At 72.7% G+C, this 16,630-nt stretch carries 13 protein-coding genes; 11 read left to right on the forward strand and 2 right to left on the reverse strand.

The window, feature by feature from the left end; all coding sequences use genetic code 11:
• Positions 1–135 precede the first annotated feature (135 nt).
• From ACTWP8_RS10370 to ACTWP8_RS10415, 10 genes are all read left to right on the forward strand, one after another.
• Positions 136–990 carry a TrmH family RNA methyltransferase gene (locus ACTWP8_RS10370; RefSeq protein ID WP_443321835.1) on the forward strand — a complete coding sequence of 285 codons (855 nt, stop codon included), beginning with the start codon at positions 136–138 and terminating at the stop codon, positions 988–990.
• Positions 991–1,029: 39 nt separating this feature from the next.
• Positions 1,030–2,163, forward strand: coding sequence for a sensor histidine kinase (locus ACTWP8_RS10375; protein ID WP_443321836.1), 1,134 nt, complete (start codon positions 1,030–1,032; stop codon positions 2,161–2,163).
• Positions 2,164–2,283: 120 nt separating this feature from the next.
• Positions 2,284–3,429: a phenylalanine--tRNA ligase subunit alpha gene (gene pheS / locus ACTWP8_RS10380; protein ID WP_443321837.1), complete on the forward strand. Its 1,146-nt coding sequence runs from the start codon at positions 2,284–2,286 to the stop codon at positions 3,427–3,429.
• Positions 3,429–5,981 (forward strand): phenylalanine--tRNA ligase subunit beta, encoded by a 2,553-nt coding sequence (locus ACTWP8_RS10385; protein WP_443321838.1) that lies wholly within the window; start codon positions 3,429–3,431, stop codon positions 5,979–5,981. Before pheS ends, ACTWP8_RS10385 begins: the two co-directional genes overlap by 1 nt.
• Before the next feature lie 388 nt (positions 5,982–6,369).
• Positions 6,370–7,767, forward strand: a complete 1,398-nt coding sequence (locus ACTWP8_RS10390; RefSeq protein WP_443321839.1) for a PP2C family protein-serine/threonine phosphatase — start codon at positions 6,370–6,372, stop codon at positions 7,765–7,767.
• 305 nt (positions 7,768–8,072) lie between these two features.
• Positions 8,073–10,292, forward strand: coding sequence for a hypothetical protein (locus ACTWP8_RS10395; protein WP_443321840.1), 2,220 nt, complete (start codon positions 8,073–8,075; stop codon positions 10,290–10,292).
• A gap of 29 nt (positions 10,293–10,321) precedes the next feature.
• Complete coding sequence (locus ACTWP8_RS10400) at positions 10,322–10,879, forward strand: hypothetical protein (protein ID WP_443321841.1); 558 nt, start codon at positions 10,322–10,324, stop codon at positions 10,877–10,879.
• 142 nt (positions 10,880–11,021) lie between these two features.
• Positions 11,022–11,756 carry a hypothetical protein gene (locus tag ACTWP8_RS10405; RefSeq protein ID WP_443321842.1) on the forward strand — a complete coding sequence of 245 codons (735 nt, stop codon included), beginning with the start codon at positions 11,022–11,024 and terminating at the stop codon, positions 11,754–11,756.
• Positions 11,757–11,841: 85 nt separating this feature from the next.
• Entirely contained in the window at positions 11,842–13,179 is a 1,338-nt protein-coding gene (locus ACTWP8_RS10410) for a transcriptional regulator (protein WP_443321843.1), read from the forward strand.
• Positions 13,180–13,241: 62 nt separating this feature from the next.
• On the forward strand, positions 13,242–13,772 hold the full coding sequence (locus tag ACTWP8_RS10415; protein WP_443321844.1) for an NUDIX domain-containing protein: 531 nt from the start codon (positions 13,242–13,244) through the stop codon (positions 13,770–13,772).
• 255 nt (positions 13,773–14,027) lie between these two features.
• Here the strand turns inward: ACTWP8_RS10415 and ACTWP8_RS10420 are convergent, their stop codons facing one another.
• On the reverse strand, positions 14,028–14,888 hold the full coding sequence (locus ACTWP8_RS10420; RefSeq protein ID WP_443319212.1) for a 3-hydroxybutyryl-CoA dehydrogenase: 861 nt from the start codon (positions 14,886–14,888) through the stop codon (positions 14,028–14,030).
• Positions 14,889–15,017: 129 nt separating this feature from the next.
• Here ACTWP8_RS10420 and ACTWP8_RS10425 point away from each other — a divergent pair, with 129 nt between their 5' ends.
• Positions 15,018–16,289 (forward strand): glycoside hydrolase family 10 protein, encoded by a 1,272-nt coding sequence (locus ACTWP8_RS10425; RefSeq protein ID WP_443321845.1) that lies wholly within the window; start codon positions 15,018–15,020, stop codon positions 16,287–16,289.
• Between the two features lie 20 nt (positions 16,290–16,309).
• Here ACTWP8_RS10425 and ACTWP8_RS10430 read toward each other — a convergent pair whose 3' ends face one another.
• Positions 16,310–16,516, reverse strand: coding sequence for a DUF1918 domain-containing protein (locus tag ACTWP8_RS10430; protein WP_443319210.1), 207 nt, complete (start codon positions 16,514–16,516; stop codon positions 16,310–16,312).
• Positions 16,517–16,630: the final 114 nt, after the last annotated feature.

Raw genomic sequence — 16,630 nt, forward strand, 5'->3', positions numbered from 1 at the left:
GCGGCCCGGCCGCTGACAGCAGCCGCTGACGCGACCGGAGGGCCGGACCGCTCCTGGCGGCGGTCAGCCCGCCCGTGACACCGGCCGCATGATGGCCGTAATCCTCGAACCGACCCCGGAAGTGAGTGCACCAGCATGGCGGCCCCCGAGCTCATCTCCCCGCGGTCCCAGCGCGTGGCCGCGGCCCGGCGGCTGGCCCGGCGCAACTTCCGCGGCAAGGAACGCCGGTTCCTCGCCGAGGGGCCGCAGGCGGTGCGGGAGGCGGTCGGGCACCGCAGCGGCGGTGAGCCCACCCTGATCGAGCTCTTCGCCACCGTCGAGGCCGCCGAGCGGTACGAGGGCATCGTCGCCGAGGCCCGTGCCGAGGGCGCCCGGGTGCACCTCGCGGCCGACTCCGTGATCGACGAGCTCTCGCAGACCGTCACCCCTCAGGGCCTGGTCGGCGTCTGCCGCTTCCTCGACCGGCCCTTCGACGAGATCCTCCAGGCCCGGCCGAAGCTGGTCGCCGTCCTCGCCCATGTCCGCGACCCCGGCAACGCCGGGACCGTGCTGCGCTGCGCGGACGCCGCGGGCGCCGACGCCATCGTCCTCACCGACGCCTCCGTCGACGTCTACAACCCCAAGTCCGTACGGGCCTCCGTAGGCAGCCTCTTCCACCTCCCGGTCGCCGTCGGCGTACCTGTCGAGCAGGTGGTGGCGGGCCTGAAGGGCGCGGGTGTACGGATCGTGGCCGCCGACGGCTCCGGCCTGCGCGATCTGGACACCGAGCTCGACGAGGGCGTCCTCGGCCGCCCCACCGCCTGGATCTTCGGCAACGAGGCGTGGGGCCTGCCGGAGGAGACCCGCGCCCTCGCCGACGAGGTGGTGCGTGTTCCTCTTCACGGAAAGGCCGAGAGCCTGAACCTCGCGACGGCCGCGGCCGTATGCCTCTACGCGTCGGCTCGCGCGCAGCGTGCTTCCGGAGGGTGCCGTTCCGTCACCCAGAGCTAGTAATGTTGCCGCCCGGGGCCCTAGCGGGGGGTGGGGGGTATGGACGTGGGAACTTCGGACCAGTGCACGGAGGATGGCAGTGCGCTGGACACCCGCGCCGTCCCGGAGCGGGGCCTCGCCGGTCACGGCCTGCATCCGGACGAGCTGCCCGACGGCCTCGTCGTCGCGGACGAGACCGGCCGGGTCGTCTGCTTCAACGCCGCGGCCGCCCGGATCACCGCCCGCCGCGCCGAGGAGATGATCGGCCTGTCCGTGGAGCGGGCACTGCCGCTCGAGGATCTCGAAGGCCGCCGCTGGTGGACCGTCACCGACCCGTACGGCGGCCTCGCCATCCGCGCCGGGCAGCCGGAGCGCAATCTGCTGCTGCCAGGGGGCCGCGAGGTGCTGGTCTCCGCCCGCTATGTGCGCAGGCGGCCCACCGGACCCCTGCACCGGCTGGTGGTCTCGCTGCGCGGCACCGAGGCGCGCCGCCGCACCGAGCGCAGCCACGCCGAGCTGATCGCCACCGTCGCCCACGAGCTGCGCTCCCCGCTCACCTCCGTCAAGGGCTTCACCGCGACCCTGCTCGCCAAGTGGGAGCGGTTCACGGACGACCAGAAGAAGCTGATGCTGGAGACCGTCGACGCCGACGCCAACCGCGTCACCCGGCTCATCGCCGAGCTGCTCGACATCTCCCGGATCGACTCCGGCCGCCTGGAGATCCGCCGCCAGCCCGTCGACATGGTGGCGGCCGTGAGGCGCCATGTGACGGGGCTGACCAGCACGGGCCACAACCCCGAGCGCTTCTTCATCCACGTGCCGGACCCGCTGCCCGATCTGTGGGCCGACCCCGACAAGATCGACCAGGTGCTCGGGAACCTGCTGGAAAACGCGGTGCGCCACGGCGAGGGAAAGGTCACCATTGAGGTGACACCCACGCCCACCCGTACGGACACGGAAGGAACGGCCGTCACCGTGAGAGACGAGGGCCCCGGCATCCCCGAGGAGTCGATGGACCGCGTCTTCACCCGCTTCTGGCGGGGCAGCAAGCGCGGCGGCACCGGCCTGGGGCTGTACATCGTCAAGGGCATCGTGGAGGCGCACGGCGGCACGATCGAGGTCGGCCGGGCCCCCGGTGGCGGCGCCCAGTTCCGATTTACGTTGCCCGTGGGCGCCCCGGCCTTCCTGGCCTGAGCGCCCGCGGGCTCAGGAGGCCCCTCGCGCCCCGTAGACTCGACCTTTGGCACCTTTGGCAGCCTCGGCCGCCCTGCCACCGAGCGCGGGCCGCGCCAGCTATCGGAAACACGGGAAGAGATGTCGGCACCCAATAAGTCGTACGACCCTGTCGAGGTCGAGGCACTGAAACCGGAAGAGATCGCCCGCATGCGGGACGAGGCGCTCGCCGCCATCGCCGCAGCCCGCGACCTCGAAGCCCTGCGCGAGGTGAAGGTCGCCCACGCCGGCGACCGCTCGCCGCTCGCCCTCGCCAACCGCGAGATCGGCGCGCTGCCCCCGCACGCCAAGGCCGACGCGGGCAAGCGCGTCGGCGGCGCCCGCGCGGAGGTCGGCCGCGCCCTCAAGGCGCGTCAGGAGGAGCTGGAGGAAGAGCGCGACGCGCGCGTGCTGGTCGAGGAGGCGGTGGACGTCACGCTGCCGTACGACCGCACGCCGGCCGGCGCCCGGCACCCGCTGACGACGCTGATGGAGCGCATCGAGGACGTCTTCGTCGCGATGGGCTACGAGGTCGCCGAGGGGCCCGAGGCCGAGGCCGAGTGGTTCAACTTCGACGCGCTGAACTTCCCGCCGGACCACCCGGCTCGCGCCATGCAGGACACCTTCTTCGTCCAGGGCCCTACTGGTGCCGATAGCGGCTCCGCCGCGGGTGACGCCGGCTCGGGCGTCGTGCTGCGCACCCACACCTCCCCGGTGCAGATCCGCGCGATGCTCGACCGCGAGCCGCCCGTCTACGTGATCTGCCCCGGGCGGGTGTTCCGTACGGACGAGCTGGACGCCACCCACACGCCGGTCTTCCACCAGGTCGAGCTGCTCGCCGTCGACGAGGGCCTGACCATGGCCGACCTCAAGGGCACGCTCGACCACATGGTCCAGGCGCTCTTCGGCGAGGGCATGAGCACCCGGCTGCGGCCGAACTACTTCCCCTTCACCGAGCCGTCCGCCGAGATGGACATGCAGTGCTACGTCTGCCGCGGCGCCTCGGTCGGCGACCCGGACCGCCCCTGCCGCACGTGCAGCAGCGAGGGCTGGATCGAGCTGGGCGGCTGCGGCATGGTCAACCCGCGCGTGCTGATCGCCTGCGGCGTCGACCCGGAGAAGTACAGCGGATTCGCCTTCGGGTTCGGCATCGAGCGGATGCTGATGTTCCGCCACAACGTCGAGGACATGCGAGACATGGTCGAGGGTGACGTGCGCTTCACCCGGCCTTTCGGGATGGAGATCTGATGCGGGTCCCGCTTTCCTGGCTGCGGGAGTACGTCGACCTGCCGGCCGGTGAGACCGGTCGTGACGTACAGGCCAAGCTCATTGCCGCAGGGCTCGAGGTCGAGACGGTCGAGCAGCTCGGCGCCGGCCTCAAAGGCCCCCTGGTGGTCGGCAAGGTCCTCGCCATCGAGGAGCTGACGGAGTTCAAGAAGCCGATCCGCTGGTGCCAGGTGGACGTCGGCACCGCCAACGGGACCGGCGAGCCGCAGAACCTCATCTGCGGCGCCCGGAACTTCGCGGTCGGCGACAAGGTCGTCGTCGTCCTCCCCGGCGCCGTGCTGCCCGGTGACTTCCACATCACGGCGCGCAAGACGTACGGCAAGACCTCCGAGGGCATGATCTGCTCCGAGCGCGAGCTCGGCATGGGCGACGACCACGACGGCATCATCGTGCTCCCGCCCGAGCACGAGGTCGGCACCGACGCCATCGAGCTGCTGGAGCTGAACGACGAGGTCCTCGACATCGCCGTCACCCCCGACCGCGGCTACTGCCTGTCCATGCGCGGGGTCGCGCGCGAGGCCGCCATCGCGTACGGGCTGCCGCTGCGCGACCCGGCGCTGCTGGACGTGCCCGCGCCCAACTCGTACGGCTACCGCGTCAAGGTCGAGGACCCGCAGGGCTGCGACCGCTTCATCGCCCGTACGGTCACGGGGCTCGACCCCGAGGCGCGCTCCCCGATCTGGCTGCAGCGGCGGCTGCAGAAGGCCGGGATGCGGCCGGTCTCGCTCGCCGTCGACATCACCAACTACGTGATGCTCGAGCTCGGGCAGCCGCTGCACGCGTACGACCGGTCCCGGATCGACGGGCCGATCGGCGTGCGCCGCGCTATCCAGGGCGAGAAGTTCACCACCCTCGACGGCGCCCACCGGGCCCTCGACTCAGAGGACCTGGTGATCACCGACAACTCCGGCCCCATCGGGCTCGCGGGCGTCATGGGCGGCGCGAACACCGAGATCGCGGAGCCGGTGACCGGCCCCGGGACCGGCGCGGTGACATCGGCCGCTGACGCGGCGGGCAAGGGAACCACCGAGGTGGTCATCGAGGCCGCGCACTTCGACCCGGTCGCGATCGCCCGCACCTCCCGCCGCCACAAGCTCTCCTCCGAGGCGTCCAGGCGTTTCGAGCGCGGCGTCGACCCGGAGGCCGCGTCCGCGGCGGCGCAGCGGACCGTGGACCTGCTGGTGCTGCTCGCGGGCGGCACCGCCGAGGCCGGGGTCACCGAGGTCGTCACCCCGGCCGGGCCGCGCACGGTCGGTATCCGTGCCGACCACCCGGACCGCGTCGCGGGCGTTGCGTACGGCCGCGAGACCGTCGTCCGCCGCCTCCAGCAGGTCGGCTGCGACGTCTACGGGCAGGACGAGCTGATCGTCACGGTGCCCAGCTGGCGGCCCGACCTCCGCGACCCCAACGACCTCGCCGAGGAGGTCATCCGGCTCGAGGGCTACGAGAACCTGCCGTCGACCCTGCCCCGGCCGCCCGCCGGCCGCGGCCTGACCGAGCGCCAGCGGCTGCACCGCAGGGCCGGGCGCGCGCTGGCCGGAGCCGGCTACGTCGAGGCGCTGAACTACCCGTTCATCAGCGAGGGGGTCTTCGACCAGCTCGGCCTCGACCCGGAGGACACCTGCCGCCGCGTGGTCAAGCTCGTCAACCCGCTGTCGGACGAGGAGCCCGCGCTGCGCACCGCGCTGCTGCCCGGCCTGCTCGGCGCGCTGCGCCGCAATCACGGGCGCGGCACGCACGACCTCGCGCTCTTCGAGACCGGGATCGTCTTCCTCGCCGGTGAGGAACCGGGGAGGGCGGCGATCCTGCCGGTCGACCGGCGCCCCACGGACGAGCGGATCGCCGAGCTGGACGCGGCGCTGCCCGCCCAGCCGCGGCACGTGGCCGTCGTCCTCGCGGGCGCCCGCGAGCAGGCGGGCTGGTGGGGCGGGGGCCGCCCGGCCGATTGGGCTGACGCGGTCGAGGCGGCCCGTACGGTCGCCCGCGAGGCCGGCGCGGAACTGATCGTGCGCCAGGGCCAGTACGGGCCCTGGCACCCGGGCCGATGCGCCGGGCTCCACGTGGTCATCGACGGCGAGGAGGAGCTCCTCGGCTTCGCCGGGGAGCTGCACCCGCGCGTGGTCAAGACGCTGGGCCTGCCGGAGCGCACGTGCGCGATGGAGCTCGACCTGGACCGCCTGGAGCGGGCCGTCACCGGTCCTGTGGAGGCGCCGCGCGTCTCCACCTTCCCGGTGGCCACCCAGGACGTCGCGCTCGTCGTGGACGCCTCCGTGCCGACTGCCGACGTGGAGGCCGCGCTGTGCGCGGGTGCGGGCGAACTGCTCGAGTCGCTGCGGCTGTTCGACGTCTTCACCGGCGAGCAGATCGGCGAGGGCAAGAAGTCGCTGGCCTACGCGCTGCGCTTCCGGGCGCCCGACCGCACGCTCACGGCGGAGGAGGCCTCCGCGGCGCGCGACGCGGCGGTGGCGGCGGCCGCGGAGCGAGCGGGCGCCACCCTCCGCGGGTCGTCGTAACGGCCCACACACCGCGCCGAGGATTTGAAGGGGCGCCCCCGGTTGCCGGGGGCGCCCCTTCGAGGCTTCCGGCCGCCGGCCGCCGGGCCGCGCCCCGCGCCCCGCGCCCGTGCGCCGCGGGCGCGCCGGGCGCGCGGCCCGTGCGGATGCGGGGACCGCTCCGCACGGGCCGGCGACGGGCGACACGTCCGCCCTCGGTGGATGGTGGTACAGGTTCGGGCCTGCGCGCCCTTTGGGTCGGGATCACACGATCGTGTGAGATCTCGACGGACGGTGGTCATCCGGGTGCTGACGGTCGCCAGAATCGATCCGGCCGCAAGGCCGCCGCGCGTCGTGACCGTGGACCCCGCCGACCCGGCTGGGCGCCTGACAGGGGGAGGCCGTCGGCATGATCCGTACCAGGGCGTGCCGAGGCGCGCGTTCCGGCCTATCGCGTGCCGGTCGGTGGTTCGTGTTCGCTCTCCCCGGCCTCTGGGTGCTGGCCGTCGTCGCCTGGGAGCTGGCCCACCCCGCCGGTACCCAGCTCGTCCAGCTCCTCGCCGCGGCGCCCGCCATCGCCTGTGCGGGCAGCGGCCGCCGCCAGTGCGTGCTCTTCGGCGGGGTCTGCGCCCTCTTCGCGCTCCTACCGCTCAGCGCCGTCGAGGTGCAACAGGACCTCGTCACCCGCCTCGGCACCTGCTGTGCGATCGTCGCCGTCGTCGGGGCCGGATATCTCACGACCGGCCGGAGGCTGCGCCTGCTCCGCGAGCTGGAGCGGGCCCGGGAGGTCGCGGCCGCGACGCAGCGGGTGCTGCTCCGCCCGCTGCCGCAGAAGCTCGACGGCCTGGCCCTCGCCGCCGGGCACCTCTCCGCGACCCGCGGAGCCTCGGTGGGCGGCGACCTCTACGAGGCGCTGGCCACCCGGTACGGCGTACGGGTCGTGATCGGGGACGTGCGCGGTCACGGCCTCGCCGCGATCGGCGCCGTTGCCGCGCTCCTCGGCAGCTTCCGTGAGGCGGCGCACGACGAGCCGGAACTCGCCGGCGTACTGCGCCGGTTGGAGCGGGCCATGCACCGCCATCTGCGGGAGCGCTCGGACGAGGAGTACCCGGCGGCGGGCGGCGCGGGTTCGCCACCGGCGGAGCCCGGCGCAGAGCCGGACAGCCCGCTGGCGGAGGAGTTCGCGACGGTGCTCGTGCTCGAGGTACGCGAGTGCGGGAACACGGTCGCCCTCAACTGCGGTCATCCGTGGCCGTATCTGCTGACCGGCGAAGCGGCGGGCGGAGTGCGGGCCGTGCAGGTCGCGGACGCCGAGCCGCTGCCGCCGCTCGGGCCCTTCCCGCTGCCCGCGGACCTCCGCGTGGTGGACTGCGCACCCCTGAGACCCGGTCAGGCCTTCTGTCTGCACACGGACGGGGTCGAGGAGGCGCGCGACGCCGTGGGGGAGTTCTTCCCGCTGCCGCGCGAACTGGCGGCGGCCGCGCAGGCGGGCGACAGCTCCTGCGACGGCTCGGGCGCGGGCACCGACAGCACCGGTAGCGGGTGCTGCACCGGCAGCAGTGACACCGTCAGCACCGGGAGCAGCGCTGTCGGCCCCTGCCCCGGCCCCGTCCCGGGCACCGGCCCCGGCATCGTGCCCCGGACGGTGGTCGAGGGGGTGCACGCCGCGCTGCTGCGGCACACCGGCGGACGGCTCGAGGACGACACGGCGCTGGTCGTGCTGCGCAACGACCGGCACCGGGTGCCCGTACCGCCGGCCGCCGCGCCCGCCTGCCGCGCCCGGACCCTCCACTCCGCCGCCGACTGACCGCCCCCGCCGCGCCGCCGTCGTCCGGGGGCACGGGATGGGAACCGCCACGCCTGCCGTACAGGCCACCCGGACAGGCGTACGTGGCGTGAAGGTCCCGCCTCGCTGTGTTGGGCTGAGGACGCCGGCCGGCGGGTCAGCCCGCGCGCTTCTCAGCTCCCTCGGTTCACACCCCACGACGGCGGTGAGCGCGGCCATCACCATGCGCGGCCTGCCAGATCCCGGACCACTGGTTCCTGTGACGTACCGCGCCCCTGTGACGGGCCGTGGGTCCAAGGAGCCCGAGCATAAGGAGCAAGAACCGCATGGCAGTCATCACGGACCCCACGGCGCTCGACGGACAGGCCCAACCGTCCCAGGTGTTCGAACTCGAGGATCTGCTCGAGCGGAAGGAGATGGAGGAGCTCGAGGAGGCCGCATCCGCCGAGCCGGAAGGCGGTGAACAGGCCGTCCAGCTCCAGACGAGAGTGGCGCAGCTGGAGGCGCACGCCGCGCTCAGGGCCGCGGCGCAACCCTTGCGGCGCCTGGTGCGCGGCCGCTACCGCAGCGCCGGCGCCGGGATCCAGCTGGAGCTCCGGGTCGACGTGGACGGCTTCCGGCCGACCATGCGGGTGAGCGGCGACTTCTTCCAGAGCAGCGGAGCCACCGCCAGCTATGCCGGGTCCTTCGTCGTCGAGGCCCCGACGATCTCCTCCGCGCTCGGAGTGGTGAAGGTGGAAGGGCAGGGGAGGTTCAGCTTCCCGGTCGGCTCGCGGCACGTACGGGTGACCATTCCCCGCGGGACCGGCTTCCCGCCCCGGCCGGGTGTCGCCACCGTGCAGTTCTCGGCGGGGGGCGCGGCGCCCAGCGCGACGTATCTCTGTTCCTTCGTCTCACCGCACTTCCGCAGCGTCCAGCTCGAGCAGGACTCCGTAGCCGGGGCCGTCCCGTTCATCTCCTACGACACCGGCTCCCTGCCCCAGCCGCCGTCGAGCCCCGTGCGCACGCTCACCGTGCCGAAGGCCTATGAGGAGGCGGGCATCGAGATGCAGGTGGCGGGGGCTCCCAACGTCATTTCCGCGGGTGCCGCAGGGCCCGACGCCAAGTGGGACGACTCCGAGCTGCACAACGCGATGGTCAACCACTTCAGCCTCTGGAGGGACGCGCCGCTGTGGCAGGTGTGGCTGCTGGTGGCCAGCTCCTATGTGCAGGAGGGCGTCCGGGGGATCATGTTCGACGCGGGCGGAGCCTTCCAGCGGCAGGGCTGTGCGGTCTTCCATGACGCGATCAAGGGCATGGACCCGGCCAGTCAGCGGGCACAGCTGCGCACCTATGTCCATGAGCTCGGCCACGCCTTCAACCTGCTGCACTCCTGGCAGAAGAACTTCGCCGATCCCCCTCAACCCCTGGGCTCCAACGGGGGTTTCGGCGACCTGTCGTGGATGAACTACGCGTGGCGGTTCCAGCCGCCGCCCCCGGCGCCGGGCGGAGAGCCCGCCTACTGGGCCGCCTTCCCGTTCCAGTTCACCGACAGCGAGCTGGTCCACCTCAGGCACGGCTTCTACCGCGATGTGGCCATGGGAGGAAACCCCTTCGGGGTCGGTGCGGCCGAGATCGACGCCGACCTCTTCGGCGATCCCGTCGTGAACAACTCCGGCCTGGCCCTGGAGCTGCGCTCGCCGGGTGCCTTCCGGTTCGGGGAGCCCGTCGTCGTCGAACTCAAGCTGTCCACCACCGATCTGAACGGACGGGACACGCACGGGCGGCTCGACCCGAAGGACGGCTTCGTCACCATCGCCATCTGCGCCCCCTCGGGCGAGATCAAGACCTACCGGCCGCCGTTGACCCGCTGCGTCGACGACGGCGCACAGGTCCGGCTCGACAGTGAGCGCCCGGCGATCTACGAGAGCTCGTACATCGGCTACGGCAAGGACGGCCTGTACTTCCAGCAGCCCGGCCGCTACCAGCTGCGAGCCCAGTACGTCGCATCGGACGGCTCCAGGGTGCTCTCCCAGGTCCACCACATCACCGTCCGCTCGCCCCATACCGAAGAGGACGAGCAGGTGGCCGAGCTGATGATGGGCGACGACCAGGGCATGCTCTTCTCCCTCCTCGGCTCGCACAGCGAGAAGCTGGCATCGGGGGACCAGGCGCTGAACGAAGTGCTCGACCGGTACGCGGGCCACCCCCTCGCCGTCTACCCGCGTCTGGTCAGGGGCGCCAACGCCTCCCGGGACTTCAAGTACCTGGGCAGGGACAAGACCCTGGGCATGAAGCCCGCCGATCCCCGCGAGAGCATCCAGCAGCTGAACGCGGTCGTGGACGCCTCGCTGCAGGACCGGGGCGTCGACAACATCACCCTGGGCTGGGTGATGAAGCGCCGCGCCCGTATGGAGGCCAAGGCGGGCGACACCGAGCGGGCCCGGCAGACGGCGGACGACATGGTCTCCATCTTCCGGCGCAGGACACAGAACCCCTCGGTCCTGCGGAACATTGAGGCCCAGGCGCAGCAGATCAAGGAGACGGTGGCCCGTGAGAGCCGGTAGCGGCCCGGCCACGGCCCGGCAGTAGTCGCATGCCGGCCCGTCCTGCTGTCGGGAGCGGCGGCCCCGCGGCCGCCGCTCTCGACCTCGTACTGCGCGCACCCGAGGGGCCGCATGCCCTGGGTACCGCCCTCCCCGTCGAGGTGGAGCTGCGCAACGTCGGCGACAGGGAGGTGTGGGTCGTCGGCGTGCTCGACGGTTCGGAGGAAGGCGTGCGCTTCCCCTACTACCGCCCGACGATCACGCGCGGCGGCATCGTGGTGCAGCCGCGCCTGCAGAAGGAGGACCCTCACGTCGGCCCGCTGCGCCCGGAGGACTTCCGGCGGCTCGCCCCGGGCGAGGGCTTCGACCCGACCGTGCCCGCGGGCGGGGCCCACTACCTGCCCCTGGCCACCTTCGCCTCCTTCCGCCCCACCCAGCCGGGCCGTTATCGGTACGGGCTCACGCTCGCCACCGGCAGCGAGAGTCCCCAGCAGTGGCTCGGAGGCTTCGGGCAGAGGGAGAGCGAGCGGGAGAGGCTTCTGGATCTGGTGGGCCGGGTCCCCCGGGGAACCGTGACGGCACGGCCCGTCGAGATCGAGTTCGCCTGAGCCCGGAACACCGGCTCCGGCTGCGCTCCTGCTCGGCTGCGCCCCCAACGCCGCCATGCCCCCCCGCCGCGCCCAGCATCGCCGTGCCGCCACGCGTTTCCGGAGTGCCGCACACCCGATGTCCCTCCCGATTGATAGACCTATGAGTGATTTCGACCGGATCGAGGAGAGGGCAGGCATGGTCAAAGCGACGACCGGACACGGCAGTTCCCTCACCGCCGACGGCTTCCGGCAGGCGGTTCCCGGAGCCGAGCTGCTCGCCGTCATCGGGCCGGCAGGACCCGCCCGTACGGCCCTGCTGACGGCCCTCGCGCGGCGCCCGTGGCTGCGCGGCGGGGGCACCCATCGCCCGCGCGCCCGGATCGCCGTCGTACGCGACCACGGGCCGGGAGCCCCGGATCCGCACGCCCGTGTCGAGGACCTCCTGGCGGCGGCCCGCGGTGTGCGCCGGCCCGGGAGCCACGGGCAGGAGCCGCCCCAGGACGACGGCCGCCGGGACGCGGTCGGCGGGGCGCTGGCCGCGGCGGGCCTGGCGCTGGCCGAGGGAGCAGGACGCGGCCGTGCGCCCGGCGTGCTGCAGCGGCGCGCCCGCTACGAAGACCTCTCCCGCGCCGACCAGTTGCTGTTCGCCCTCGCGCTCGCCCTGGCCGACGAGCCCGCCTCCGTGCTCGTCGACGCGGCCGACGACGGGCTCGACGCCACCGCCCGGCACCGTGTCTGGTCCCGGCTGCGGCGGATCGCCGAGTCCGGGACCACCGTCGTCGCCGCCTGCGATTCGGCCGAGGCGGCCGGAATCCAGGCGCATCGCACGGTGCTTCTGCCGTCCGGCAGTGGCGCGGGGGGCGCGGTCGGCGCGGACCAGCCCATGCGCGGCTGAAAACCCGTACAGGGGTGTGAAGTTCACACCCCGTGTGCGTTCCGCTCCACTACCCTGACCCCACCGAGCGCACCGGGAGGGCAGCATGGAGCCCAACACCTTGCTCGACGCCGTACTTGACGAAGCAGGCATCTCCCATGCGGGGCTGGCCGCCCACATCAACGAGGCGGGCCGCGCCCGGGGCATGAAGCTGCGCTACGAGCACACCGCCGTCGCCCGCTGGCTGAAGGGGCAGCGGCCCCGCGGCAGGGTGCCCGACCTGATATGCGAGGTCCTCGGTGAGCGGCTGCACCGGGCGCTGACCCTCGACGACATCGGCCTCGGCACCCCCGGCACCGGCCCCATGCCGACCACGCCGCTGTCCGGCTTCGTCGAGCGGGCCACCGCCCTGTGGCGGTCCGACGAGCAGCAGCGCCCGCACATCGTGGCGGCGCCCGCGCTCACCGGCACCCCGGCCGTCATCCCCGTGTGGGAGTGGGAGAACCCGCCCGAGGACTCCGACGTCTCCCGGGACGGCCAGACCCGCGTCAGCATGGCGGACATCGAGATGCTGCGGGCCGCTCGCGCCCATTACGAGCAGATGTACCGGAAGGCGGGCGGCATCGCGACCCGGGCCCGCATCGTCCGCTTCCTCAACTCCGAGACGGCGCCGCTGCTCCGCGGCAGCTACCCCGACGCCACGGGCCGCCAGCTGCACCGGGCGACCGGCGGTCTGGTGGCCGTCGCGGGCATCTGTGCGTACGACTCGGACGCACACGGCCTGGCGCAGCGCTACTTTCACCAGGCACTGCGGCTGGCCAAGGCGAGCGGCGACCGCGGGCTCGGCGCGTATGTGATCGCGCTGCTCGTCAACCAGTCCCTGTTCATGCGCGAATACCGCCAGGCGGTGGCCTTCGCCGAGTCGGCGCTGCGCGCAGCGGGGCCGCACATCACCCCGGCCCTGGCCGCCGACCTGTACGCGATGCAGGCCAAGGCGTACGCCCGGCTCGGCGACGGGACGAGCGCGCTGTCCTGCATCCGGCGCGCCGAGGCGGCGGCCGAGCGCATCCGCCGCGGCCAGGAGCCCGCGGAGACGGGCTATGTGCAGCCGGGTCTGGTCAACGTCCAGGTGGCGGAGGCGCTGCTGAGCCTCGGCGACCTGGGGGCGGCCCGCGAACACGCGGCGGCGGCCGTCGGCTCCCCGGCGCACGACCGGGGCCGGGTGCACCGGCTGGCCATGCTCACCCATGTCGAACTGCGCCAGGGCGACGCGGACCGGGCCGTGGCCACCGCGGTGGAGATGACGGAAACGGCCCGCGGCATGGAGTCCCAGCGGCTCAGGGACCGCCTGCGCGCCGTGCGGGAACATCTCGTCGCGAGCAAGTGCGCGGCAACTGCCGAAGCCGCCGAACTGATCGACGGGGCGCTGCGCGTCCCGCTGTGACCCTTTTCCCTGTTCCAGGACGTAGCGATGTCGCCATCTACCCGGCGGAGGGTGGCCTGCGCGTGCGATGGAAGAACCTCAGGGAGCAGACCGTGTACGAGAACCGCTGGTTCCGGGTCAACCTCGCGGATGTCGAACTCCCCGACGGCCGGCACCTCGACCACTTCGTGATCCGGCTCCGGCCCGTCGCCGTGGCCACCGCGGTCAACGACGCCAACGAGGTGCTCCTGCTCTGGCGGCACCGCTTCATCACCGACACCTGGGGCTGGGAGCTCGCGGCCGGCGTCGTCGAGGACGGCGAGGACGTGGCGGCCGCCGCGGCGCGCGAGATGGAGGAGGAGACCGGATGGCGCCCCGGCGCGCTGCGGCATCTGCTGTCCGTCGAGCCATCCAACGGGCTGACCGACGCCCGGCACCACATCTACTGGGCGGACGAGGCCTCGTACGTCGGCCATCCCGAGGACGACTTCGAGTCGGACCGGCGGCAGTGGGTGCCGCTGAAGCTGGTGCCCGACATGATCGCGCGCGGCGAGGTCCCGGCCGCGAACATGGCGGCGGCGCTGCTGCTCCTGCACCACATCCGGCTCGGCTAGCAGGGGCCACCGTGGTCGTCCGCGGCGGACGCCGGCCGCGCACCCCGTGTGAACGCCGCACCCCAACTCCCTTGGCGCACACGCTGCCAGGCCGCGCCGCTGAGCGGTTGAATCACCACCGCGAGTGAGAAGGGAGCCCTCTCGGGAACAGGGGTCCCGGGCCCTCTTCCCCCGGGCCCGGAGCCCACCGCCCCGTTCGCCCGGTCATGGCGAGCGGGGCGGCTGTCGGCTCCCGGCCCGCCGCAGGCGCCGCGGCTACTCGTACGGGTAGAAGCCCGAGCCGGTCTTGCGGCCCAGACGCCCCGCGTCGACCATCCGCAGCAGCAGCGGCGGAGCGGCGTACAGCGGCTCCTTGAACTCCTCGTACATCGACTGGGCCACCGAAGCCACCGTGTCCAGGCCGATCAGGTCGGAGAGCTTCAGCGGGCCCATCGGGTGGGCGCAGCCCAGCTCCATGCCGTTGTCGATGTCCTCGCGGCTCGCGATGCCCGACTCGAACATCCGGATCGCGGAGAGCAGATACGGGATGAGGAGCGCGTTGACGACGAACCCCGAGCGGTCCTGGGCGCGGATCGCGTGCTTGCCGAGGACGTCGGTGACGAGCTTCTCGGCCCGCATGATCGTCTCGTCGGCGGTGGTCAGCGCCGGGATCAGCTCGACCAGCCGCTGCACGGGCGCAGGGTTGAAGAAGTGGATGCCGATGACCTGGTCGGGCCGGGAGGTGGCCACGGCCAGCTTGACCAGCGGGATGGAGGAGGTGTTGGAGGCCAGTATGGCGTCCTGCCGGGTGACGACCTGGTCGAGGATCTGGAAGATCTCGGTCTTGACCTGCTCGTTCTCGACGACGGCCTCGATGACCACGTCCCGGTCGGCGAACTCGCCCAGGTCGGTGGTGAAGCTCAGCCGCGCCAGCGTCGCGTCCCGCTCCTCCTCGGTGATCTTGCCGCGCTCCGCGGCCTTGCCGAGGGAGTTCGTCAGGCGGGTGCGGCCGATCTCCAGGGCCTCGCCGGTGGTCTCGGCGACCATGACCTCCAGGCCGGAGCGGGCGCAGACCTCCGCGATGCCCGCGCCCATCTGGCCGCAGCCCACCACTCCGACGCGTTCGATGTCGGTCACATCGTGCCTTTCGCTGATCTTCGTCTTCTTCAGACCAGACGTTACTCCGCGCGGTTCTGTCCCGAAGCCGCCGGGGCGGGCATGCTGAGGCCGTAGGGCGGGACCTACCCGGTACCGAGGGGGCGAGTCATGAGGCGTATCTCACGAAGAGGGTTCGCCGTGGGAGCGGCAGCGTCGGCCGGGGCGCTGTCCGGGCTGCCGGCGGCGGGCGACGCGAACACGTACGCCCCGGCGCAGGCCACGGACGAGGTGCTGGGCGTCATCCGCCGCCCGGAGCGGCAGTTCCGCGGTATGTGGCTGGCGACCGTCGCCAACCGCGACTGGCCCTCGCGGGCCGGGCTCCCCGCGGACCGGCAGCAGGCCGAGCTGATCGGATTCCTCGACACGGCCGTGCAGCGGCGGCTGAACGCCGTGATCTTCCAGGTACGGCCGACGGCGGACGCGCTGTGGCCCTCGCCGTACGAGCCCTGGTCGCAGTACCTCACGGGCGAGCAGGGCAAGGACCCGGGCTGGGACCCGCTCGGCTTCGCGGTGCGCGAGGCCCACCGGCGCGGCCTGGAACTGCACGCCTGGTTCAACCCGTACAGGATCGCGAACCACACCGACCCCTCGCGGCTGGTCCCCGCGCACCCCGCGCGCGAGCACCCGGAGTGGGTGGTCCCGTACGGCGGCAAGCTGTACTACAACCCCGGGCTGCCCGAGGTCCGGCACTTCGTCCAGGACGCGATGCTGGACGCGGTGCGGCGGTACGCCATCGACGCGGTGCACTGGGACGACTACTTCTACCCGTATCCGGTCGCCGGCCAGGTCTTCGACGACGACGCGGCCTGGGAGCGGTACGGCTCCTGCTTCGCCGACCGGGCCGCGTGGCGCCGCGACAACACCGACCGCCTCGTGTGCGAGACCGCGGCCCGGATCAAGAAGATCAAGCCGCGGATGCGCTTCGGCATAAGCCCCTTCGGCGTCTGGCGCAACCGCGCCACCGACCCGGAGGGGTCCGACACCCAGGCCGGGGTGCAGACCTACGACGACCTGTACGCCGACACCCGCGGCTGGGTCCGCCAGCGCTGGATCGACTACGTCGTGCCGCAGGTGTACTGGAACATCGGCTTCGCCGTCGCCGACTACGCGAAGCTCGTGCCCTGGTGGTCCCAGGTCGTCGACGGCACCGGAGTGGATCTCTTCATCGGCGAGGCGCTCTACAAGGCGGGCGACCCGGCGCAGCCCGCCGCCTGGCAGGACCCGGCCGAGCTGTCCCGCCATCTGACCTTCGACAAGAACTGGCCGCAGGTGCGCGGCAACGCCTTCTTCTCGGCAAAGGAAGTGGCCGCCGACCGCATCGGGGCGATGGCCCGTGTGGTCGCCGACCACTATCCGACGCCGGTGCGCCCGCCGCGCTGAGCGCGCGGGGGCGTCACCGGTCAGTGACCGGGGCTGGTCTGACCCGGGTGCCGTACGACCGCGTCGGGGCCCGGGGAGACCACGCACTCCTTGCCGTCGTCCTCGAAGCGGACCCGGTACGGCGGTTCGCCGTGGTCCCCCATGACTTCGACGATCTTGGCTTTCCTGTCGTGGTGCCCGACGGTCCTGCCGTGCACGAGCAGCGTGTCGCCTTCTTTGGCTTCCATCTGCGGTGACCTCCCGCTCGGGGGTGCTGCGCCTCTTATCCCAGAGTGCCCGTGTTCGTAAGTCTATTGCGAGAGCCCTTACGTGCACCCCGTCGCGGAGCCGTTCAGGTGCCA

It is taken from the genome of Streptomyces sp. 7N604 (assembly GCF_052245475.1).
Lineage (GTDB): Bacteria > Actinomycetota > Actinomycetes > Streptomycetales > Streptomycetaceae > Streptomyces.